Consider the following 23,811-nt stretch of genomic DNA (forward strand, 5'->3'; position numbering starts at 1 on the left):
TTAACTGCGCGACTTTACAGGCGCTTGCGCCATAACGACGGGAAAGATATTGCAGCACCCTTGGCACGAGCAACCAAGCTGTTTCCGAACAGCAACCCTACGAAAGCGCTCATCTGATGGCCGAGTTGCTCACCGTATCCGTACCACCAAACCTTCTTGATGCTGGGCAGCAGGTCTGAGGCGACGTACTTTGTTCGCACCATCTCACGCATTCCAAACAGGCCGTGAGTGCGGCCAAGCCCGCTGGCCTTGATCCCTCCATGTGGCGCTTCAGCTACGGCGAAGCAGGTAATCACGTCGTTCACCATGACGGTGCCGGCATTCACGCGACGTGCCAGCGCGTCACCACGCCGAGCATTGCGTGTCCATATGCTTGCGGAGAGTCCGAAGTCGGAGTCGTTGGCCAAAGCGATGGCCTCGTCATCGGAGTCAAAGGCCATGATGGGAAGTACCGGGCCGAAAGTCTCCTTCTGCATGAGAGACATTCGGTGGTTCACGTTTACAAGCAGAGTCGGCGCGAAGAAGTTTGGCCCGAGTTGTGGAAGGCGCTTGCCTCCTGTAACAGCAATTGCACCAGCGGCGACGGCCTCCTCAATCTGCGCCTCCACGGCTTCGAGTTGGCGCAGTGAGATGAGTGGGCCGATATCGGTTTCAGCGTTGGCGCCATTGCCGACTTTGAGCTGTCCGATCTTGCGGGCGCATTCCGAGACAAACCGCTCATACAAATTTCGGTGCACATAGCAACGCTCAACCGACAAACACGTCTGGCCGGCATTCATGAGCGCGCCCCAAACGGCGGCACTGGAGGCGATGTCCACGTCAGCATCGTCGAGGACGAGCATAGGATCTTTTCCGCCAAGTTCGAGCACAACCGGCACCAGGCGTCGTGCGGCGGCTTCGGCGACGCGTTTTCCGGTTTCCACGCTTCCGGTAAAGACCAGTTTGTCGATACCCGATTCGATAAGCGCGCTTCCGGTGCCCCCGAAGCCGAGCACAACCTGAAAAATATCCTGCGGCACACCTGCCTCGTGGAGCAGGCGGGCCAAATACAGCGCCGAGAGTGGAGTTAGCTCGGACGGTTTCAGCACAACAGCGTTTCCCGTCACCAGCGCCGCCAGCGTTTCTGTGGCGGGAATGGAGAGAGGATAGTTCCACGGCGAGATGATTCCGAGAACGCCGACCGGCTCGTGCAGAATCCGCCCGCGCTTGGTCTTCATGACAATGTTCGCGTGCCGAACATCCTCTTCGCGCATCACACGATAGACGTTCTCGGTGCAGAATCGTGCAGCATCCAGCGTGACGATCACCTCAGAAACCAGCGACTCGACGACCGGCTTGCCGGATTCAGCGGTGACGCAGGCCGCCACCTCGCTGCGCTGCTCCAGCAGCAGTTGCTGGAACCGGCGCAACACACGCACGCGGCCGGCAATGCCGAGGCGGCTCCACGCCGGTTGAGCGGCGCGGGCACGCGCGACGGCATCTTGAACGTTGGCCGCCGCGGCGCAGGCGTGCTCGCTGAGAACTTCGCCCGTGGCGGGATTGGTGTTCACGATACGTTCTGGCGACCTTGCCGGAGTATTCATCGCAAAGTTGTCTCCCTGCCGCTGCGTGGGCGGAGTTTCGGAGCGAGTCTTCTAGTATTCGACGCTGACCAGGTAAAGGCCGGAGGCGGGGGCTGTTGCCCCAGCAGCCGAGCGGTCTCGCGCTCTCAGGATTCGGCCTACGTCGGCGACACCGAGCGTTCCCTTGCCGACGAGCAGGAACGTCCCCACGAGGTTCCTGACCATGTGATGTAAGAAGCCGTTGCCCCGCACCGTGTAAATGATCTCGTCACCCTCACGATGCCACGCGGATTCGAAGATAGTTCGGACGTTTGTGACGTGCTTCAGCGCGACAGCAGTTTGTGCATCCGCGCCCTCCCGCTGTTCCCTGTCAGGATCGACTGCTGCGAAGGATGTGAAGTCGTGCTCGCCAAGGACTTGCCCCGCAGCACGGAACATTGTTTCCTCATCCAGCGGGAAAGGGTGGTGAGTAACGTAACGGGCAAGGAACGGCGGGCAGATCGCACCGCGATAGATGCGGTAGCGGTATGTCTTCGCCTTCGCAGAATGGCGCGCGTGGAAGTCTGGCGGCATCTCCTCGACGCAGAGAACGCGAATCGACGGTGGCAGATGGTCGTTCAGCACTTTTAGGAAGTTGGCTAGTGGAATGACGGATTCAGTTTTGAAACTGGCGACCTGGGCGAGGGCATGAACGCCGGCATCGGTGCGTCCAGAACCTTGCGGCAGTACTTTTTCGCCCGTCACCCGTCCAATAACATGGGCCAGAATTCCCTGTACGGTGGTGAGACCGGGTTGCACCTGCCATCCTCGGAACTCCGCGCCGTCGTAGGCCAGCGTGATTTTCAGGTTTCGATTCAAGCGGACTCTCGATTGCGCGATTTTGAAATCGCCTTACCAGTGGGGATTATCGTAAGCTTCAAGTATTCTGTCCTGGGGCCTGGGTCGGCTATACTATGGCACTTCCCACACGCCAAAGCTACAGGTCTGTCGTGGCTGATGTTTGCCGCTCGTGAACGCCGGAGAAAGATTGGAACTCGCGACCTGCTCGATGCGTATCAGGTGGGGACAGCGACAGGGACTCGACTTTTTTTGAAGCAATCATTTTTTGGAGACAAGCGAATGCCAGTTTCGGGTTCAAGAACGTTTTCCGCCAGGCTCTTTGCGGTGGTTTGTTTACTGGGTCTGTGCACCTCTGTGGGCTATGCGCAGAAGCTGCAGGATTATTCCAAGCCGCGCTCGGCGCTCACCTTCGTGGGCCCGTACATGGGGCGCGACGTTCAGCCACCGAACTTCGTGAACGCGCCACGGCTCGACCAGATGGTCAAGAACGGCAATCTGATGCTGTCAATGAACGACGCCATCGCGCTCGCGCTGGAGAACAACCTTGATCTGGCCATTGCGCGTTACAACCTGAGCATCGCCGATACGGATGTACTTCGCGCTTTGTCCGGCGGCTCGACACGCGGCGTCAACACGGGCCTCGTGTCAGGTACGCCCGGCGGCGGTAACGGCGGCATCGGGTCGGCATCGCAGGGTGGCGGAGCGGGCGGTACCTCGACAGGTGCTGGCGGTGCTGGCGCAGGAACCGGCGGCATCGTGTCGTCGACGAGCGGCGTTGGCGCGAACATCGACTCGTTCGACCCTATGCTCACCGGTACACTGCAGATCGAACGTGCCGTCAGCCAACAGTCGAACACGATCGTGACCGGCACGAACGTCTTGAACCAGAATAGCGGCGTCGCAAACTTCGGCTACTCGCAAGGCTTCCAGACCGGCACACTCTTGAACGTGAGTTTCAGTAACAGCCGCAGCACTACGAACAGCCTTCGCACTACGGTGAATCCGAGCTTGAGCAGCAGTTTCCGCGCCTCGCTTCGTCAGCACCTTCTCTCCGGATTCGGGCTGGCATCCAACACGCGCTTCATCCGCATAGCCAGGAACAACCGTGAGATTTCAGACATCGCCTTCAAGAACCAGATTATTTCGACGGTTTCGCAGATCCAGAACATCTACTGGGATCTTGTAAACGCGTATGAAGACGTGAAGGTGAAGGAGCGCTCGCTGGCCCTGGCGGAGAAGACCCTTTCCGATAACCGCAAGCAGGTGGAGATCGGGACACTCGCGCCCATTGAAATCGTTCGCGCACAGGCGGAAGTGTCCACTCGTAACCAGGATCTGATCGGCTCGCAGACGAACCTGCAATTGCAGCAGTTGCTAATGAAAAATGCGGTAACGCGCAACATGTCTGACCCAGTGCTGGCAGCCGCTCCGGTCATCCCGACCGACACGATGGTCATCCCCGCGCAGGAAGAGATTCGCCCCATTCAGGACCTGGTGGAACAGGCGCTGAGCCGTCGTCCGGACATCGCTTCGCAACGCATCGACTTGACCAACCGCGCGATCAGCAAGACATCAGCCCGCAATGCGCTCAAGCCGACGCTTGATCTTGTCGGTTTCTACGGCGCCTCCTCCCTTGGAGGACAGGCCCTGGGAAGCTGTGGCGGAGTGAATGAACCGATTTGTTTCCCCAGCGGTTACGGTGGCGTGTTCGGTAGCTTGTTCGATTCGACGGCTCCGGACAAGGGCCTCGGCTTGCAGTTGACGATTCCGATTCGCAACCGAGCGGCACAGGCTGACCAGGTGCGTTCCGAACTGGAATACCGCCAGGCACAAATGCGCATGCAGCAGGTGCAGAACCAGATCAACATCGAAGTTCGCAACGCGCAGTTTGCCGTGCAGCAGAACCGTGCTCGCGTAGATGCGGCGAGCACCGCTCGCGAGTTCGCGCAGCAGAGCCTGGACGCCGAGCAGAAGCGGTACGCTCTTGGCGCATCCACCAACACCCTGGTGTTGCAGGCGCAGCGCGACCTTGCGCAAGCGGAGTCCAACCGGGTTGCTGCCATGGCAGCTTACGAGAAGTCGCGCGTGGAACTGGATCGCGTGACCGGCTACACGCTCGACCGCAACGGCATACAGGTGGACGACGCCGAATCCGGCCAGGTGTCAAAGATGCCCGCGGTCCCATTCGTCGGCCCACGCACGGACTTACAACCGACCGTATTGCAGCAGCAGGCGGTACCGCAGCAGCAGCAACAATAATTCGCTAACCCTACGTCCCGTTGCTCGTCAAACGTAGCGGGACGTAGTTGCAAAACCAGTAGCACCAAACCATTTATATCCGCCACCTGGTCGTTCCGACGTCCTCCCCATGCTAAGGACGATTCGGGTGGCGGGGCCCGATGCAGACGGGCATCATAAAAAGGCCTGGCGTGGTGATTGCCAGGCCTTTCCTGTGCTTGATACGGTCACTTTTCCATAGCCTGCCCAATCAAGATGTACGCTCGGGCGGCACTCTCCTGCTAGTATTTCGCGCGTGACACTCTCAGTTGCCATCATCACGTTCAACGAAGAAGCAAACATCGCCCGCACCCTGCGTAGCGTGGCGGCGATTGCGGACGAAATCGTCATCGTCGATTCCGGCTCAAATGACCGCACCGTAGAAATTGCGCAAAGCTTCGGCCCGCATGTGCGAGTTCTTTCCGAGACGTGGAAGGGCTTCGCGAGACAGAAGAACTCGGCAATTGAGAAGTGCACGGGCATTTGGGTGCTGAGCCTGGATGCGGACGAAGAACTGACCCCGGAACTGGCGAAGGAAATTTCTGAAATCCTTTCAGGTCCCGCGGAAGACGGATTCGGCAAGGAAGATGGCTACTGGATTAAGCGCAGGAATCACTTCCTCAACAAGCCAATCAGGCATGGCGGATTCTATCCCGACCCGAAGCTGCGTTTGTTCAGGCGAGGTAAGGGACGCTTCCTTGATCGGCCGGTGCACGAGACTATGGAAATCGAAGGGCGGCTGGGAACCCTTCACTATCCGATGAATCACCACGCATACCCGACGCTCTCCGGCTACATTGAGCACATGAATCGGTATTCATCGCTGGGAGCGCAGGTGGCAGTGTCGAGGCGGCGGCGCGGTTTCAGCGTTCTCGACATCGTGCTACGCCCGTTGGCGACGTTCCTTTACAACTACTTGTTCCGGCTCGGATTTCTTGATGGGCGCGAAGGGTTGCTGCTGCACATGTACCACTCCGTATATGTGAGCTGGAAATATGCGAAGGCCTGGGAAATCGGGCAGGATCGCTGACCACATAACCTCAGCGGTTGAAGCCGCTGAGGTAAGCTCTCGTCTCCCTGCCCAATCGAATACGAATTTTCCAGAACAGATCAGTGGTGCAGATGGAAAAAGCTGTCCATAACGAAGAGCAGCGCGACGCCTACGAAGACCACCAATGCCATGCGCACACCAGGCTCGCGGTTCACCTCCGGCATGAGGTCACTGGCGGCAACATAGATGCTGACGCCCGCCGAGATAGGCAGTCCGAAGGTGACAGCGTGTTGCGTGATGGTCATGACCAGCACGCCGGCGAAGGTGGCCGCGCCAAGGATTACCGAGGCTCCCCAGGCGCGCTTGCGGCTGCTGCCGCTGGCTAGCATGACGGAGGTAATTGTGAAGCCCTCGGGGATCTTGTGCAAAAACACGGCGATAAAGATGATCCAGCCGAGCCATGAGGAAACGAGGAAGCCGGAGGCAATGGCGATACCGTCGAAGAACGTGTGAATGATAAGTCCGACAAGGACCGAAAGGCTTTTGTGCGAGTGCGCGAACTCGTCGTGGTGTGTCTCTTCGCCGAAGTGGAAGTGAGGCGTGACCGTGTGTTCGAAGAAGTGTACGACAAGGTATCCGAGCAGAATGAGGTAAGCAGCATTATCGCCACGCAGTTCGATGCTGGCCGGAATCATCTCCACGATGGAGGTGGCCAGCATGAATCCGGCTCCGAGTGCGATGAAGTACTTCAGGTAGCGCCGCTCCCAGTGTCTCTGAACGAGCAGAGTTCCACCAAAGACGTTCGCAAGCGCGGCGGTGCCGCCGAGCAACAGGCTGAGCAATATAGGATTCATCGGCTGTTTTGGCTGTGTTTCTTCAAGATTCTTTCTGCTGAACAGGTCTCGTTATAAGCTGCTGCGATTCCAACCCACGTCGACGGTCGAGTACAGCGCTTCGACCATCTGATCAACTCGATTTGTTTCTTCAATAAGAGCTGCGGCCGCACCGGCCGCAACGAAGCCGAGATCGACCGCGATCAACGCTTGCGTCTGCAACTCCGCAAGCGAGCCGCGTGCCGTGCTTAGGCAATGGAGGAACTCCTTCTGCGGCAGCGCCTGACCGGCGGCGATGTTGCTGGGGACCGAGACGGCAGTCCGGCGTACCTGGCTGGTCAGGCCGTTCTGCTCTTCCGCCGGAAAGGAGCGAGTGAAAGCATACACGGTATTTACAAGCTGCATGGCATGTTGCCACGCGGGGACGTCACGGAAGCTCTGGCCCAAAACTCACCTCACAGTCGAGCATAGCAGACGGCAGCACAACAAGGGACCCGGAACAGGACGCTGGCGTACTAGCCTGAATGCCGTATGTGCATGATGTCGCCATCCTGCACGATGTAGTCCTTGCCTTCGAGGCGCAGCTTGCCCGCAGAGCGGGCCGCGGCTTCCGAACCAAGTTCGAGCAGCGTGTCCCAGTGAATCGTCTCGGCGCGAATGAAGTGATGTTCGAGGTCGGAGTGGATAGCTCCGGCGGCGTTTACGGCGCGCATGTTCTTCTCAATGGTCCAGGCGCGGCACTCGTCTTCGCCGACGGTGAAGAACGAAATGAGGCCGAGAAGTTCGTAAGTCTTGCGTATGAGGCGCGCGAGTCCGCTCTCGGTAAGTCCGTAGCTGGAAAGAAATTCTGCGGCATCCTCGTCACTCATGTCGGCCAGTTCGGCCTCGACTTTTCCGCAGATGGCAGTGGCTCCCGTATTGAGGCGCGAAGCGACTTCATTCAGATTGAACCTGGCGACAGCGTCTTCGAGATCCTTGCCGAGCGTCGTGCTCTCGCCGATGTTGAGGACGTAGAGCATGGGCTTCTCGCTGAGGAACATGAAGCCACGCACGATTTTCTTTTCGTCTTTCGTCATTTCCATCTCGCGGAGCGGACGCTCCGTTTCGAGATGGGCCTTCGTGCGGAGGAGCAGTTCGTGTTCGCGCTCCAACTCCGGCGTCTTTTTCTTCTGCAAATCCTTCTTCATGCGCTCCAGGCGACTTTCAACCTGGCCAAGGTCGCTGACGATGAGATCGAAGTCGACGTTCTTAATGTCGCGAAGAGGATCGATGGGGCCGACGTGAGGGATAGATTCGTCTTCGAATGCGCGAACGACGTGCGCCAGTGCATCCACGGTGCGCAGGTTGTTGAGGAAGGCGGATTCCTTCAGCGCTTCCTGGCCGATGGCGGCAACGTCTGCGTACTCGACCTGCGCGTGTACCAGCTTGCGCGGGTCAAACAGCTTGGCGAGACGGTCAAGGCGATCGTCCGGCACGGTGGCGACTCCGATGTGCGCTTCGCGGGGGTTGGCGTGGCTGCGACCGGCGACGTCAGCCTTGGTAAGAATTTTGAACAGCGATGTCTTGCCCACCTGGGGCAGACCGATGATTCCTGTCTTCATAGTTATGATTCCTTGATAGCAACAGCGCACGGCCGTCGGCGCAGTCAAGTTCAGCACTCGTCATCTGAGCGGTGAACGGAGCCGGTCCAACAGCGAAAGGGAAACTGGGGAGCGAACTTCTATGATAAACGCCGCGCGGTGAGAAACAGCACCGCGAGCCCAAGAAAAAACACCGTGCCTTCGAGTCGCGTGGACCAGGCATGCAATTTGTTGAACTGCACGCGGCGCGTGTCATCCTGCGAAAGACGGTCAATCTCGCCCATGTCGGTGCGCAACGTAGCCATTTTGGCTGCGATTCCGAAGTGCGAAACGATGGTGAGCAACAGCATGAGATAGACCAGCAGATGCCGCGCGGCGAATGGATACGCTGCGCCGGAGCTCATGCGCGTGTAGATTAGCGACGCTACGACGAAGACAACGCCGGAAAAAATGCCCATCCAGTGAAGCGTGGCGAGCGAGCGGTTGACCACGGCGCCAGCCAGGTGACGCGTCGGCAGGACGGAAAAGACGGTTGGCGCTACGACGAACGAGAAGAAGATTATGCCGCCGATCCAGACGACAAGCGAAAGCAGCATCAGAAATCGCAAAAAAGTCGGCATAGTTGTGATATCCCAGAATTTCAGATTGGCCCTGCCGCGCTACGCCCTGGCTCCGCCTCGCCCAGCACTCTCGGAATACCACGACAAGGCGCGCACGCGTCCGCCATCACCCGCAAAACTCGATCCATGCATGATAAGCGTCTGAGGATCGAGCGTTGCGAGGCCGCCAGCGTGCGACGAGAACAACATTAAATTGTTCGCCTCCTCCGCTCCGCACAAGCGAAGAACGGTTATATCGCCAGAGATGATACGCGGTACTACTTCGCTCGTGCCAGGATGGCGCGTCAGGCCGCCTGCTGTCGGTCGCGCATTTCCAGACTATCCCGATCCCAACCCCCGCACCTCGCACCTGCTTCGTACGTACTGCGCGCAAAGTCGAGCAGCGCCTGTCGCGGATCAGCCGATTGCCGTACGTCGTCATACTTCAACAAGAACTCCGACATCTCTCCGTGGTAGAAGCCTTGCGCTGGACGAACCTCCGAAGTTGAGAAACCCAGCGGCTCCGGCGCGGCGTACGCATAGAAAACCGGTTCGTTGTAGGCCGCACCCGTAGCCGAGGTTCCACCCGGCCACCATCCGCAACTGATTACTTCGTGTGAATACGCTTCGCGGGTGACGGGATCGATGCCGTCGCGCTCGGGTGCGCGCCTGCCGGAAAATCGTGTCACCGCTAGATCGAAGCTGCCCCAGAAGAAGTGCACGGGGCTCGACTTGCCGACGAACTCCCCGCGGAACTCCGAGAAGATTGGCTGGATCGTCATGAGGATGCGCCAGAAGCGTTCCGCGTACATACGGTTATAAGAGGTGTGCCGGTAGTCCTGCTCGAACGGGATAGGGTTCGGCACTTCAACCGGCGTTGTCCAAATCTTTACGCCGGCGTGCACCGCTTGCATGGCCTCCATAACTTCTCTGTAGAATTCGGCAACCGGCTTCGGCAGGAGCGGGATATTGATAACAGTGCCATCGCTGCTCTCGATGACGAGAGCATGTTCAACGAAATCGAAAATGATTTCGACCATGTGATCGTTCGCCGGCATGGCGGAGGTCGTCAGTCCCCGGGCGGAGACATACAACGGTACGTGCCACCAGTGGTTAGTCGGCGGAGTCAACTTCATACGGATTTTGCCGACGACCTGCGTCCACATGTGCAGAGTGGCGTAGGTGTCCAGCCATTCATCCAAAGGCAGGGCGGGCCAGAGTTCAGCTTGAGAGTTCGCTTGGTGCGCGTGAGCACCGAGGGACATGGCAGACCTCCTAGCGGGCTAGATGCCGCTCACCGGCGACAAGGTTCGCCAACCCACGGGCCGTCCGCCTGCTGCCGCTCTACTCCGATGCCTTCGCGGCGACAGAAAGGCACGGCCGGAGCCGTGCCGAATTGCTGAAACACTCGTGTGAGTGGAAAGAAGCGTCATCCCAGGTTAACGCCGAACTGCCCGGCGTGGACCTGGGGCACCGGGCCTTGTCACGTCTTTCAATCTTTCAACAATTCAGGTCTTAGGAAGCCGCCGTAACGCCTCGGGGCTTCACATTCGCACGGATGAAATTCACAATGTCGTCCATGGGCGTGCCAGGCTGGAATATGGCCGACACTCCCTGCTCTTTCAGCGCAGGAATGTCCTGATCGGGGATGATGCCTCCAACCAGCAGCAGCACGTCGTCCATATTGTTTTCCTTTAGCAGGTTCGTCACGCGAGGCACGATTGCGTTGTGCGCGCCGGAAAGGATGGAGAGGCCAATGACGTCGACGTCTTCCTGTAGAGCGGCGGTCAGAATCATTTCGGGCGTCTGCCGCAGGCCGGTGTAAATCACTTCCATGCCAGCGTCCCGTAGCGCGCGCGCGATGACCTTCGCGCCACGGTCATGCCCATCGAGTCCGGGCTTGGCAACAAGTACACGAATTTTGCGTTCAGTGGGCATAAAGGGATGAGCCGCAGCCTTCAGCTGCCAGCCTCAGTGTTGAGCCATCATAACGCGAGCGGCCAAATTCGGGAATAAGCCACGATGCCCAAGTAGTGACGCCCAAGTAGTAAAGCCCGGCGCGCGGCCGGGCTTCAGTATGGCCTTAGGTGTCGCTTAGTGTGCGCGGGAAGGCGCGGTCGCGGGCGATGCCGTGCCATGTGGGTTAGCCATCTGAGGCATCGCACCTTTTGTGTTCGCTCCACTGGGACTCATGCCGCCGTGCGGACTCATGCCGCCACCCGCTGGCATTTGTTGTGGCGCCATACAGGTAATGCGACCGCTGCCGGCAATGCGCAGCGGCAATTCCTTCTGGCACTCCGAGATAAGAACCTTCTTGTCCTCGGTGATTGTTCCGTTCTCGGGCTTTGCTTCCCAACCGCGACTATCGTACTGCACGGTATAGAGCTTGCCATCGGCGGCGCGGACCGTGGCGATTGAGAAGGTTTTCTCCATCGGAAGGTCATAACGCACGGTGAACGGTTTGTTCGCGCTATTCGCCTGCATGGCGCAGTCGCTAGCCGCTTTCACATCACCGTTGACGGGAACGCGCCCGCAGTCACTCGCGCCCGTGCCGGCGAGTTTGCGAAGCTGTTCGGTCATCTCGTCCGACGGCAGGTTAGAGGCTGCCGGAGCAGTCGTCGATTCGGTTGATGATTGCGGCGCAGGACTGGACTTGCACGCAAACAGGGCGGCGCAACTCACGGTAAGGGCAATAGCAATCAGCGCTTTCCACATGGGATCACTTTACTACGGCTTCCCCCGAAGTCGAAGCATGTCTCTGCTGGCCCAGGTTTCTAAGGAGGGGACATAGTGCTGCATGGGATGGGCGCAGGAGAGAGGGCTCCTTCGACTGCGCAGCTCTGCCGCTACTCTCAGCGGACAAAAATCCGGAAGCCGAAGCTCACCAGCTCAGAATTCGGCTTAAAATGTCGAGCCACACGGGGTGAGTCTATGCGTTTGTGCGCTTTTGCCGCTGCTTTCCTGGTGGCCATCGTTCCCACTTCCACCGTTCTTGCGCAGCACCATGTTCCCGATGCCGACCCTGCCATGGTGCAAAGCAAAGCGCCTCTGCTCGACAACATCGGGAACCTGCATCACGTGGTCTCTACAGAGAACAAGCTAGCGCAGCGCTACTTTGACCAGGGACTCACGCTTGCTTATGGCTTCAACCACATGGAGGCGGAGCGCTCATTCCTCAACGCCGCTGGCCTAGACCCTAGGCTGGCCATGGCCTACTGGGGACAGGCGCTCGCGCTCGGCCCAAATATCAACGACCCGCAGCCTGCCGAACGCGAGAAGCGCGCACACGCCGCCATTCAGAAGGCGATTGCCCGCCGGGAGAACGCTTCCGACAAGGAGCGAGCCTTCATCGACGCGCTCGGCAAGCGCTACTCAGACGCACCCGGCATTGACCGCAAGTTGCGCGATCAGCAATACGCCATCGCCATGCAAGCCGTTGCCAAGGCTTACCCCGACGACCCCGACGCGCTCACGTTGTATGCGGATGCGCTTATGAACGTGATGCCGTGGGATTACTACCTGCCGGACGGCACTCCCAAACCGGATACCTCGAAGGCCATCGATGCCGTCGAGCGCGCGATGAAGCTTGCGCCCAATCATCCCGGCGCGAATCACCTCTACATACACCTCGTGGAACCCTCACAATCTCCCGACCGGGCAGTGCCTAGCGCGGAGAAGTTGGAGACGCTGGTGCCAGTCGCCGGACACCTTGTCCACATGCCAGCGCACATCTACATGCGAGTCGGACGTTATGCGGATGCAGTACATTCGAACGAGATGGCGATCGTCGCCGATGAAGCCTACCTCGCACAGTGCAGGGCGCAAGGCATCTACCCACTCGGCTACTACCCACACAACCTGCACTTCCTCGCATTCGCGCTGATGATGGACGGCCGCCGCGAAGCGTCGCTTGCCGCGGCGCGCAAGGTCCAAGGCCGCGTCCCCCACGACATGAAGGAAGTTCCGGCTTGGGGGAACGTCTTCTACAGCGTGCCCGTCTTTGCGATGGCGCGCTTCGGCCAGTGGCAGTTACTGCTCGCGCAGCCGCAACCGCCTGCGAACATGCCTTTCGCGCAAGGTATCTGGCATTATGGACGCGGTTTGGCATTCGCGCGTACGAACCAGTTGAAGGCCGCCGCCCGCGAACTACCTCAAGTTCGGCAGATACAGAAGCTCCCGGCGATGAAGGATTACGTTGCCGGCGCGAACCAGGCGACGCAGTTGCTGGAACTTGCCGCCCTGGTTCTTGAGGGTGAGATGGCTGCAGCGCGGAAGGACTACCGGCAAAGTATTGCGTGCCTCGAACGCGCTGTCGCCGTGCAGGATTCGCTCAAGTACAACGAGCCGGAGGATTGGTACTACCCGGTTCGCCACACGCTCGGAGCCGTGCTGCTCGAAGCACGCAAACCTGCTGAAGCCGAACGCATTTATCGCGAAGACCTGAAGCGCAATCGCGAGAACGGCTGGTCGCTCTTCGGATTGGCGCAGAGCCTTCGTGCCCAGGGCAAAGCCGAAGAAGCCGTACAGGTTGAGCAGCGCTACAAGAAGACTTGGGAGCGTGCGGATGTGAAGTTAACGGCTACGCGCTTCTGAACTTTTCGGCGCATCGCGTCCTGCTACGTCACGTCCAGCTGGTACGCTCTCATTGGAGGGCGACGAAGCTAGCGGATACAGTCCCATGCGTCGTGCTGAAGCGATGTCAGCCGTTAGTACCTGCTCCGGCGGAGTCTTCTTCAGCCATTCCTGCGCGCGTGCCTGCGCCTGCCGGAAGCTGCCACCCGGCAACACCGTCAGGTCCAGGTACAGGATCGCCGACGAATCCGCCCCCAAACGCACGCCCGTGAACGCGTGTCCCGGCAGTATGACGATGACTGGCTTCATGCCCACGTTTTCAATCGCCGAAGCGAATGCCACCGACACGTCCATACAGTTCGCCGTACTCAGCGTCAATGTCTCGCGCGGAAGGCGAATCCGTTGCGCCACGTCCGTAAAGCCGCCGAAGGTGTAAATGCTGCTGACATAGCTGAAACCGGAGCGCTGCAGGGCCTTGAAGATGGCGTCTGCCTGTCGCGTCACTTGCTTCGCTACGCTCGACTCGCTCTGTCCATTGGCGTTGTAGCCGGGCAAGCGCCCCTTGGGCACGAAGCGACGCGCATCCGCAACGAGCTGAAGCACGGCAGAATCGTGCGGTGTTACCCAGCGTGCCACCACCTGGGCGTTGGCGAACTGCTTGCCCCAGTAAAGGTCTGAGCCGCTGTGGATGAGCACCGGCCGCTGCTGGGCAAACATCGTAGCGCCGCTCTCGTCCGTCACTTGCAGTTTGAGTGTCGCGTGCTCGATCTCCGCGACGTTGTTCGCCTTGGGCAACAGCTCGGGACTGATCTTCAGCCCCAGCGTCTGCTGTGGCCCTATCACAATCGACTGCTGGAAAGGTCTGCTCCATCCAGGAATCTCTGCCGAGACCACCTGCAAGACCGGGCGTTCGGCGGCGTTCGAGATTGTCAGGATAGAAATCGGCCAGTAGTCCGATGCGGCTGCCGCCTGCATCGCGGGAAACACTTCGCCCCGCCCAGGTAAATCCAGCCGGTACTGCAACAGCAGCGGAGACACTTTCTCTATTGGGGCAGGCTGGTAAACCACCGGCTTGGGAACCTCCGGCATCGGCAGAACAAGCGTCAGGTGCCGTATGTACAGCCATGTTGCAGCCAGCCACAGGCCAAGGCCGAGGGTGGTGAAGAAGAAGATGAAAGCAAGCCGCTGCGCTGTCTTCTCAGATGTGCGAGTGAATGGGAACACGGAGAGTTAGATGTAAACGCGGTTCAGGGGAGTGCTGCTGCCGAGGATGCGACGCTTCGCAATCACCCAAGCTATGCGTCATCATGGGATTGCGCCCGCTCTTTGGCGCAGCCAGACAGCGGCACAAGCGGATCCTTCACTTCGCGCAGGATGACTCATCTCTTTTCGATGGTCTGTTGCTGTTCGACAGTTCGCCGTCAGCATCGAACTCTGCCGTCCGGCATTTGAGGTCCATCGTCTGAAGTCCGACGTCCGACATCTAGAGTCCGAGTCTGCGGTTCAAGCGAAGGCCGACTCCTCATACGTCCCGTACACGGTCTTCAATGCATCGCAAATCTCGCCTACCGTCGCATATACTCGCACGCAGTCGATGATGAACGGCATCGTGTTCACCGGGGAGATGTTGCCATCCGTGGCGGCTTTGGGTTCCTGCGCGGCAGCCTTCTTCAGAGCATCCAGGCGGCGCGCAACTTCCTGGTTGTCGCGACGAGCACGCAGCGCATTCAGTTTCTCCGTCTGATGGCGCGCAACTTCTTCCCCTATGTACAGGATGTTCGGCGGCTCTTCTTCAATGACGAACTCATTCGCGCCGACCGTGATCTTCTCTTTAGCTTCGGTCGCGCGCTGGAACTGGTAGCTGGCCTCAGCAATTTCCTTCTGCGGAAACCCCTTCTCGATGGCCTTTACCATGCCACCCATCGCATCCAGTTTTTCGAAGTAGTCGAACGCGCCCTTCTCCATGTCCAGCGTCATCTTTTCAACGAAATACGAACCTCCAAGCGGATCGACAGTCTGCGCCACTCCCGACTCGTACGCGATGATTTGCTGCGTGCGCAACGCGATGCGCGCCGCCTCTTCCGTCGGCAGCGCAAGTGCTTCGTCATAGCCGTCGGTATGCAAAGACTGCGTTCCGCCCAGCACCGCTGCCATCGCCTGGATCGCGGCGCGCGCAATGTTATTCATTGGCTGCTGCGCCGTTAGTGAGACGCCCGCCGTTTGCGTGTGGAATCGCATCAGCCAGGTGCGCTCGTTCTTCGCGCCGAAACGTTCCTTCATCAGCCGGTACCAGATTTTTCGCGCAGCGCGGTACTTGCCGATCTCTTCGAAGAAGTCGTTGTGCGCGTTGAAGAAGAAGCTGAGTCGCGGCCCAAACTCATCCACGTCGAGCCCGCGGCGGCGCGCCCAATCCACGTACTCAACACCGTCATAGATCGTGAACGCCAGCTCTTGCAGCGCCGTCGAACCGGCTTCGCGAATGTGGTAGCCGCTGATCGAAATCGTGTTGAAGCGAGGTGTGAACCTGGAGCCGAACTCGAAGGTGTCAATCACCAGTCGCATCGACTGCGCAGGTGGATAGATGTATTCCTTCTGAGCGATGTATTCCTTCAGGATATCGTTCTGGAGGGTACCGCTTACCTTTGTCCAATCCGCACCCTGCTTCTCGGCAACCACCAGGTACATAGCCCAAAGAACAGAAGCCGGAGAGTTGATGGTCATCGAAACCGTCGTCTTCTCCAGGTTGATGCCGTCGAACAGGATTTCCATGTCCTCAAGCGAATCGATGGCGACGCCGCACTTGCCGACTTCGCCTTCGCTGAACGGGGAGTCGCTGTCGTAACCCATCAGCGTCGGCAGATCGAACGCCACGGACAGCCCACCGCTGCCATGCGACAGCAGGTACTTGTAACGAGCGTTGGTCTCTTCCGGAGACGCGAAGCCCGAGAACTGGCGCATCGTCCACAGCTTGCCGCGATATCCGGTAGCGTGAATCCCGCGCGTGTATGGAGGCTGGCCCGGATAGCCGAGATACTGGTCGTAGTTCCAGTCTTCCGGCAGGTCGGCTTTCGTGTACAGCCGCTTGATCGGCAGACCGGAAATCGTCGTGTAGCGCGCGTTGCCGTTCTCGTCGAGGTTTGTGCCCGTCGGCGCGCCAATCGGCTTCTCTGGAGATTTTTCCAGCGTTGGCAACAGCGTCTTCTCCGCCCAGCGCTCTTCGCTCTCGGACGGATGTCGCCTGTCGAAAACCTCTTTCAACCGATTCTCAGCCACACGATTTGCAGCCACACTACCACCACCAACGTCCTTTTGATTGTCAGGCATTTTTCCCCACGAAAAGCGCAGACACCCGGATCCCATCCCCACAGGCCCAAGCGTGCGAAGCTACCAGTGTAAGAGATGCACGGAAGGGGAGTAAAGCAACAATGCGCATGGGCGCGACCCTCCCCCTTGGCGGCTAAAAGCCGCCTTCCCAGCAATCGACTTACGCACGCTTGAAGGCGTGTCCCTTCAAGGAATCTGGTTTTTCAGCAGCCTGTTTAGCCGCTGAGGTCAAGGTCTTCAGAGAGTAGGACTTCTTCAGCAGCCTGTTTGGCCGCTGAGGATGCTGGTTGCTGCCTCATCTACTCTGCTGAAGGAAGATATTCCCTTCGTCATCTCTCGTCGCGAAACATCCGCTCATCTAAAGCTCTTGTAGCGGAGGCGTATGGAAACCGCTCGCCGAACCCGAGAAGCGTATGATCTCTTTGCTTCCGTGTACGCGCGACACTTCGCTGCGGAAGCCGTTCGCCTCGTTCTTCCCGTGCATGATCGCCTGCTTCTCTCTTCCCTGCCTCAGGGCGCAAGCATCCTCGACCTCTGCTGCGGCGCGGGACATTTGGCCGCGGCGCTCAATGCCCGCGGATTTTACGTCACCGGCATCGATAACTCCGCGGCCATGTTGAAGGAGGCGCGCACCAACGCCCCGCGATCCGACTTCATCCTCGCCGATGTTCGCGATTTCCAACTTCCAACCAAGTTCCGCACCGCCCTATCGACCTTCAATAGTCTCGCTCACATCGACACAGAGGACCTGGGGCGAGTATTCCGCAACGTTCGCAACGCATTGACCGAGGGCGCGTGTTTCGCTTTTGATTTATTCCTGGAGGAGGCTTACCGGCGGCGCTGGCGCGAATCTTTCACGGTGGAGAATGACCATCAAATTTGCAGCGTCCGGCCACGCTATGACAGAACGCATCGGCTCGCAACCAACCACATTGTTATTTGCAGCCGCGATAGCGAAAGGATCGCAGAGTTCACGCTCGTGCAGAAGTGTCACTCGCGAGCCGAACTCATTAGCGCTCTTAAGCAGGCTGGATTTCGCGAAGTGCGCGTCTTCGATGGTGGGAAAGACTTTTCCTTGCGGCGCGAGCACGGCCGCGCGTTCTTTCTCTGTCGCTGAACACACGCACTCAACACGCCCTGGCAGCTCACCACTACTGCAACAGCTCGCGTCTACTCGACAATGCGTTTCGCCGTGTAACCTTCGCGCGCCACGATGTTGTATTTGACCTCTTTGCCCTTCTCGCTGCGCATAACGAGAGGCTTGTCCGTCCCGGGCGCCACCAATTCCACCTTCAATTTACGGTACGTCCCGTCCTGTTTCGCGTTTGTCGGCTTGTAGGTCAGCGTGTACTGGTTGCGCACGCTCGCTGCCACATCGCGGAAAATGTCCGGGAATTCTCCCTGGAAGCGCGGGTTATACCACTTCCCACCCGTCAACTTGGCAAACGTATTCATCTGGTTGTCGGCCTGCAGATAATCCATCATCGCCTCGCGCACGCGATAGTTACTACCCGCGCGCGCGTCCACCCACTCCAGGAAAGCGCGTCCGGTGCTCACCGTGAAGATGGTCACGTTCTGCGCATCTTTAACCCTCTTCAGCATCTTGTCGTAAGTGATACGACTGAACGTGTCACGTCCGCTGCCGACCAGAATGATCTCCTTGCGACCTTCGATCGACTCAATGCGGTCGAGCGTATCGTAGAGCGCGTCGAAGACGTTACTCTCACGAAAGCCGGGAACGCGCAGCGTATTCAACGCTCCCATGACCGCACTCTTGTCCTGAGTGAAATCGACCAAAATCGTGGGGTGCATGTCGTATTCGATCACCGCTACCCAGTCGTCTTTCTTCAGGCCCGCGGCAAAGGCATACGCGGCGTTCAGCGCGTCGATCATGAATTCGTAGTTGGTGTTGGAGAACTCGATCAGCAGCACCGCCGTGATTGGCCGCTCCGTCTGTGTGAAACTCGTGATCGTCTGTGGCACGCCGTCCTCGAGGACGCGGAAGTACTCCTTTTTCAGTCCGGGAATAAAGTTGCCCTCTTTGCTGACCACCAGCGCATCCACGCTCACGACCGGAACATCCACAGAAAGCGAGTACTGCGGCATTCCCTCCGGAGCCTTTGGCCTGGGCGGAGGCGGCGGCGCAGGCTCCTCCGTCTTCTTGGGAACGGCGAACGGGCCTACATCGCCTTGCGGACCGCCAGCCTCCGGCGGAGCTTGCTGCTGCGGCTTCTGCGTTTGCGATCCCTGCTGTGCGGGAGGTACTTGCTGTGCCGGCGCTTGCTGCCCTGACTGTGCCGCCATCGGGAGCGCTGAAAGCAGCAAAGCCAAGGTCAGAATCGCCACCGTAAGCACGCTGGTGTTACTGCAAAAACCGCTAGGATTAAGCCATTTTTGAGCAGACATGATGCCTCGGGTAACCAGAGTCTCTATGCTAGTATAGATGCACAAATCCAGCTTTCTGACGTTTTGCACGAGCCTTTCTCCCACTTACTAACCCGATCGACCCGGAGAGGTCACTTCCAACTCGTCAGAGCGCAAGGGCTCGGGCCTGAAGTCGTCCGGGGGAAAGGATGCAGCACCCAAAAGGGTTGCGCCTCCTGCAGTATGAAAAAGCTTTTCACGCCACTTCTTATCTTCTTGTCTCTCCTGTTCGTCTGCGTCGGCGCGTTCGCCGTCGAGAACAAACCAGTCCTGCAAACCATGCCTCTTGACCAGGTCAAGATTGGTATGCGCGGCGTAGCCTACACGGTCTTCGAAGGTATAAAGCCTGAGCCCATGGAAGTCGAGGTTCTCGGCATTCTGCGTAACATGGCCGGACCACGCGGCGACGTCATCCTCGTGCGACTGCACGGCAAAAAGCCCGAGTACACGGGCGTAGTAGCCGGCATGAGCGGCAGCCCCGTCTACATTGAAGGCAAGCTCGTCGGCGCCCTTGCGTATCGCATCGGCGAATTCAGCAAGGAACCCATCGGCGGCGTCACTCCTATCGCGCAGATGCTCGAGATCAACGAACTCGACCGCTCGTCCGCGCCGGAGTACTCCGCTGCCAGCACTGCCGCCCAAACGCCACAACGCACCTCAGGACCGGGGACAGTACCTCAATCTCAACAGGTTTACACGTATCTCAAACCCATCGACACTCCGTTAGTTTTCAACGGATTCAGCCAGGAAAGCATCCAGCAGTTTGCCTCGCAGTTTGCTGCCGCGGGGATTGTTCCCGTGATGGGCGCCGGTTCATCGAGCGATGCGCCGCAGCCAGAGCCCATTGAGCCCGGATCGTCCGTTGGCGCTGTGCTCGTTCGCGGCGATATGGATATCGCAGCTACCTGCACCGTCACCTACATCGATCCTGAGAGACTACTCGCCTGCGGCCACCCGCTGCTTAACTTCGGCCAGGTAGAGATGCCGATGACGAAGTCGCACGTGCTTGCCACCCTGCCTTCGACTTCAAACGCTTTCAAGATCGCAACTACAACTGAACCTATCGGAGCCTTTGTCCAGGACCGGCATACCGGCATCCTTGGACGCTTCGGCATGACGCCGAAGATGATCCCAGTCACCCTGAATTTCCACGGCATCTCGCGCCCGAAGAGTTTCCACTTCGAAGTGCTGAACAACGCCAAGCTGACGCCCGTTGCCATGATGACCACGGTCTTCAATGCCATTCAGGGCATGAACGAGTATGGCGAAGAGACGACCTTCCGCGTAAAGGGCAGCATCAACGTGAGCGGCTTCCCCAGCATGACCCTCAGCAATATGTACGCGCCCGTTGATGGGGGCAATCCCACAGCGGCGGCTATCGCCTCGGCGCTCGGCGAGCGCTTCAGCCGAATATTCGAAAATCAGTACGAGCGTCCCGACATCAGCGGTGTCGAACTGAACATCGACCTCGTTCGCGAACGCCGCTGGGCTCGCCTGGAAACCGCGCGCACCGACGTGACCGAAGCGCGCCCCGGCGATGAGATCGTCGTAGAGACCGTACTACGCCCTTATCGCGGCGAGCGAATCGTCCGGCAGGTTCCGATGAAGGTGCCGACGTCAACGCCCAAGGGCACGTTGCGAATCCTCGTCAGCGATGGCGACACCCTCGACCGTATGCGTCGAAACACGAGTCTGATCTCGCGCAAGCTCGACCTCAACGCGACGATCGCTCAACTCAACAATGAACACACCAATTCCAGGCTTTACGTTTCGCTCCTCGAAGCCAATCCGCAGGCGATGGTGGAAGATAAGGTGATGCCAACGCTGCCGCTCTCCGTCATGAATGTTATGGACGGAATGCGCGGAACGCAGGACATGGTTGTCGTTGGCGAATCGGCAGTGAATGAGGCCTCCACTCCGCTCGACTACGTCGTCACGGGAGCGCAGATCATCACCGTCACCGTTCGATAAAGCGTGCCGAACAACAACGGCGTTCTAAAAGACGGCTGGACTGGTAGAACACGCGTCATGGTGGGAGCAGTGCCTTTTTTGGGGCGCCTGTCGCTGAGCTGCTGAGTCGCTGAGTAACAGCAAACCTCGTATTCCTGAGCGAGGGCGTAAGCTCGAGTCAAAGGATCCCTCTTGCCAGTTCCATGCTGATCAAAAGAGGTCCTTCGTCTCCGTGATTTCGTCGCTCCGCTCATCAGGAGAACAACGGGAGTCGGCAGCTCAGAACAGACAGCCGTTCAGCTCAGCAGCGAGTGTCCGTCTTGCTGCAATTCCAGTGAAAATCAAAAGCAGATCCTTCGCTTCGCTCAGGAAGACTTCTCTCGGCGCATACGAGTGCTAGGAATGCTCTCGCGGGCTGCTGTGTTACGCTTACTCTATCCCTTTCTTAAACAGACAAGATATGTCCCATCCCCGAAACATTATTGGACAATTAACTGCAACTTTGGCGACGGTTCTGCTGCTGGCCTCCGTGGCGCTGGCGCAAGGCACTCGAACGTGGGAGCAGTCCCGGTACGACGAGCTTGTAAAGGGCACTGCTAGAGGTGTCGCCATCCGCAGCGATGGCAGCCTCGAACTCGCTCCCGCCAGCAGGGCGCTCTACACCACGCCTTCCACGTATGTGTGGTCGATTGCAGGCGACGATCTCGGCAACGTTTACGCGGCCGCCGGTGCGCCCTCCCGCGTCTATCGCATCACGCCCCAGGGACAGGCGACTGTCATCTTCGCGCCGCAGGAGTTGCAGGTTCAGGCGCTCGCCATCGACCGTAGCGGAGTGATCTACGCTGCCACTTCGCCGGACGGCAAGGTTTACCGCATCGCGCCCGTGGTACCACCGACCGCCAAGCCTGGGGCGAAAGCCGCGCCCGCACCGCCGATGCCGCAGGCCACCGTCGCCGACGCATTGCAGCCCAAAGTGACCATCGATCCGACGTACACTTCTTCAGTTTTCTTCGAGCCGAAGACGAAGTACATCTGGGCTCTCGCGCTCGATGCCGAAGGGCGGCTCTATGTCGCTACCGGCGATCGCGGCGAAATCTTCCGCATCGATCGCAACGGCACCAGTTCAGTTTTCTTCAAGAGCGATGAAGCGCACATCCGCGCCATCACCTTCGATCAGAAGGGCAACCTTATCGCAGGCTCCGACGGCAGCGGACTCGTCTATCGCATCTCACCCGCAGGCGAAGGTTTTGTCCTCTACAGCGCGCCCAAGAAAGAGATCACCGCGCTCGCCATCGACACCGAAGGAAACATTTACGCCGTCGGTGCCGGTGAAAAACGTCCAGTCACGCCTACGGTCGGGGCTGGTTTCAATGTCCCCGTTATGACGCCGCCACCGCAGGGTGCGCAGTCTGCCCTGCAACCGGGCGCAGCACCGTTCTTGTCAATCCCCCTGCCCGGCATGGGCGCAACCGGGTCTGAGGTTTACCGCATTGCGCCGGACGGTTCTCCAAAACGCATTTGGAGTTCGCGTGACAACCTCGCCTATGCCCTAGGTTTCGATCACAGCGGACGCCTCATTGCCGGTACCGGCAATAAGGGCAGAGTGTACGCGATCGACGGCAATGGGCAGTTCACCGACCTGCTGAAGCTGAGCGCCAGCCAGGTTGTCGGCTTCGCACGCGCCGCCAACGGCGCCATGTATGCCGCGACCAGCAATCTTGGCAAGATTTTCGTGCTTGAAGACTCCGAACAGCGCGAGGCCACCTATGAGAGCGACATCTTCGATGCGAGGAATTTTTCACGCTGGGGACGAATCGAACTGCGCAGCACGGGCAACGTCGAGCTCTTCGCCCGCAGCGGCAACGTAGACAATCCCGACCGCAACTGGAGTCCGTGGAGGAAGGTAGACACCCAGAAGGATTCCGCCGCCGATTCGCCTGCCGCTCGGTTCCTGCAGTGGCGTGTCGTGCTGCACTCTGGAAATCCCGCACCTCGCGTTGACAGCGTGCGCGTGAATTATCTGGCGAAGAATGTCGCTCCGGAACTGGACGACGTCTCCGTGCAGGTCGGCTATCGCTTCCAGTCTGTTCCGCGCGCCACCAGCCAGATGTCCAATGTGGCCGACAACGTACCGCAGCAATCACAGCAGGCGAACGCGCCCGCCATTCGCGATCACAATTCCATCGCCGTACGCTGGAATGCACGCGATGACAACGATGACCAGCTCACCTATTCCCTCTACTATCGTGGAGACGGCGAGTCGCGCTGGAAGCTCCTTAAGGACGACCTCGGTGATCGTTTCTACACCTTCGACGCCGCACTGCTGCCCGATGGAGGCTATACCATCAGGGCCATCGCCTCGGACGCGCCTTCCCATTCGCCGGATGAAGCGCTCACAGCCTCCAGGGAAAGCGCGCGCTTCGAGGTCGATAGCACGCCACCGCGCGTTGAGAACCTCGCCGCAACCCTTGACGGCAACGAACTGCACATAACTTTTTCCGGCGCCGATTCCTTCTCTCTCATTCGTCGCGCCGAGTTTTCCGTCGACGCCGGGGAATGGAGATACGTAGCGCCTATCGGCGAGATCTCCGATTCGCTTGTCGAAAACTACGATTTAACCACCCCTCTGCCCACTGTAACGCCGAACGAAGCCAGCGAGGATTCGAAGAACCCGCAGCAACCGGCGGACAAGCAGTTATCCAAGCGTCGCAGCAAGCGTCCTCCGCAAACGCAACCTCCTGCCGGTACGGAAGAACACGTCGTCGTCGTCCGCGTTTACGACAGCTTTGACAACATGGGCTCGGCGAAAGTTATCGTGAAACCGTTGTCAGGTGCCAGTAGTCAGTAGTCAGTTAGCCA

Annotated in this window: 19 protein-coding genes; 6 read left to right on the top strand and 13 right to left on the bottom strand. The window is 59.0% G+C overall.

Annotated features, from left to right (window positions below):
* Window positions 1-14: 14 nt before the first annotated feature.
* The gene (locus tag VN622_02920) at window positions 15-1,583 is read right to left on the bottom strand and encodes an aldehyde dehydrogenase family protein (protein ID HWR34808.1); all 1,569 of its coding nucleotides are present in this window, start codon (window positions 1,581-1,583) and stop codon (window positions 15-17) included.
* Window positions 1,584-1,634: 51 nt separating this feature from the next.
* A complete protein-coding gene (truA, locus tag VN622_02925; protein HWR34809.1) occupies window positions 1,635-2,420 on the bottom strand; it encodes a tRNA pseudouridine(38-40) synthase TruA in 786 nt (261 codons plus the stop codon).
* Between the two features lie 261 nt (window positions 2,421-2,681).
* Between truA and VN622_02930 the strand changes: the two genes are divergently transcribed.
* Window positions 2,682-4,661 (top strand): TolC family protein, encoded by a 1,980-nt coding sequence (locus tag VN622_02930; GenBank protein HWR34810.1) that lies wholly within the window; start codon window positions 2,682-2,684, stop codon window positions 4,659-4,661.
* Window positions 4,662-4,935: 274 nt separating this feature from the next.
* Window positions 4,936-5,709 carry a glycosyltransferase family 2 protein gene (locus VN622_02935; GenBank protein ID HWR34811.1) on the top strand — a complete coding sequence of 258 codons (774 nt, stop codon included), beginning with the start codon at window positions 4,936-4,938 and terminating at the stop codon, window positions 5,707-5,709.
* Between the two features lie 80 nt (window positions 5,710-5,789).
* Here VN622_02935 and VN622_02940 read toward each other — a convergent pair whose 3' ends face one another.
* From VN622_02940 to VN622_02975, 8 genes are all read right to left on the bottom strand, one after another.
* Window positions 5,790-6,524, bottom strand: a complete 735-nt coding sequence (locus VN622_02940) for a ZIP family metal transporter (GenBank protein HWR34812.1) — start codon at window positions 6,522-6,524, stop codon at window positions 5,790-5,792.
* 51 nt (window positions 6,525-6,575) lie between these two features.
* The gene (locus VN622_02945; GenBank protein HWR34813.1) at window positions 6,576-6,950 is read right to left on the bottom strand and encodes a four helix bundle protein; all 375 of its coding nucleotides are present in this window, start codon (window positions 6,948-6,950) and stop codon (window positions 6,576-6,578) included.
* 68 nt (window positions 6,951-7,018) lie between these two features.
* Window positions 7,019-8,104 (bottom strand): redox-regulated ATPase YchF, encoded by a 1,086-nt coding sequence (ychF, locus tag VN622_02950; GenBank protein ID HWR34814.1) that lies wholly within the window; start codon window positions 8,102-8,104, stop codon window positions 7,019-7,021.
* A gap of 119 nt (window positions 8,105-8,223) precedes the next feature.
* Window positions 8,224-8,703 (bottom strand): DUF4149 domain-containing protein, encoded by a 480-nt coding sequence (locus VN622_02955; protein ID HWR34815.1) that lies wholly within the window; start codon window positions 8,701-8,703, stop codon window positions 8,224-8,226.
* A gap of 39 nt (window positions 8,704-8,742) precedes the next feature.
* A complete protein-coding gene (locus VN622_02960; GenBank protein HWR34816.1) occupies window positions 8,743-8,892 on the bottom strand; it encodes a hypothetical protein in 150 nt (49 codons plus the stop codon).
* Between the two features lie 95 nt (window positions 8,893-8,987).
* Complete coding sequence (locus tag VN622_02965; protein ID HWR34817.1) at window positions 8,988-9,947, bottom strand: DUF5996 family protein; 960 nt, start codon at window positions 9,945-9,947, stop codon at window positions 8,988-8,990.
* Between the two features lie 250 nt (window positions 9,948-10,197).
* Complete coding sequence (locus VN622_02970) at window positions 10,198-10,620, bottom strand: cobalamin B12-binding domain-containing protein (GenBank protein HWR34818.1); 423 nt, start codon at window positions 10,618-10,620, stop codon at window positions 10,198-10,200.
* A gap of 156 nt (window positions 10,621-10,776) precedes the next feature.
* A complete protein-coding gene (locus VN622_02975) occupies window positions 10,777-11,397 on the bottom strand; it encodes a hypothetical protein (protein HWR34819.1) in 621 nt (206 codons plus the stop codon).
* Window positions 11,398-11,613: 216 nt separating this feature from the next.
* On the opposite strand from VN622_02975, the gene VN622_02980 reads away from it, so the two are divergent.
* Window positions 11,614-13,275 carry a hypothetical protein gene (locus VN622_02980; GenBank protein ID HWR34820.1) on the top strand — a complete coding sequence of 554 codons (1,662 nt, stop codon included), beginning with the start codon at window positions 11,614-11,616 and terminating at the stop codon, window positions 13,273-13,275.
* On the opposite strand, the gene VN622_02985 is transcribed toward VN622_02980, so the two are convergent.
* Window positions 13,255-14,478 (bottom strand): hypothetical protein, encoded by a 1,224-nt coding sequence (locus VN622_02985; protein ID HWR34821.1) that lies wholly within the window; start codon window positions 14,476-14,478, stop codon window positions 13,255-13,257. The genes VN622_02980 and VN622_02985 overlap by 21 nt on opposite strands.
* 279 nt (window positions 14,479-14,757) lie before the next feature.
* Window positions 14,758-16,578, bottom strand: coding sequence for a methylmalonyl-CoA mutase family protein (locus VN622_02990; GenBank protein ID HWR34822.1), 1,821 nt, complete (start codon window positions 16,576-16,578; stop codon window positions 14,758-14,760).
* 382 nt (window positions 16,579-16,960) lie between these two features.
* On the opposite strand from VN622_02990, the gene VN622_02995 reads away from it, so the two are divergent.
* Entirely contained in the window at window positions 16,961-17,695 is a 735-nt protein-coding gene (locus tag VN622_02995; GenBank protein HWR34823.1) for a class I SAM-dependent methyltransferase, read from the top strand.
* A 53-nt stretch (window positions 17,696-17,748) separates the two neighbouring features.
* Here the strand turns inward: VN622_02995 and VN622_03000 are convergent, their stop codons facing one another.
* Entirely contained in the window at window positions 17,749-18,984 is a 1,236-nt protein-coding gene (locus tag VN622_03000) for a VWA domain-containing protein (GenBank protein HWR34824.1), read from the bottom strand.
* A gap of 201 nt (window positions 18,985-19,185) precedes the next feature.
* On the opposite strand from VN622_03000, the gene VN622_03005 reads away from it, so the two are divergent.
* Both VN622_03005 and VN622_03010 read left to right on the top strand, forming a co-directional pair.
* A complete protein-coding gene (locus VN622_03005; protein HWR34825.1) occupies window positions 19,186-20,973 on the top strand; it encodes a SpoIVB peptidase S55 in 1,788 nt (595 codons plus the stop codon).
* Window positions 20,974-21,412: 439 nt separating this feature from the next.
* Complete coding sequence (locus VN622_03010; GenBank protein HWR34826.1) at window positions 21,413-23,800, top strand: hypothetical protein; 2,388 nt, start codon at window positions 21,413-21,415, stop codon at window positions 23,798-23,800.
* The last annotated feature ends 11 nt before the right edge of the window (window positions 23,801-23,811 follow it).

This window comes from Clostridia bacterium (assembly GCA_035561135.1).
Lineage (GTDB): Bacteria > Acidobacteriota > Terriglobia > Terriglobales > Acidobacteriaceae > DATMYA01.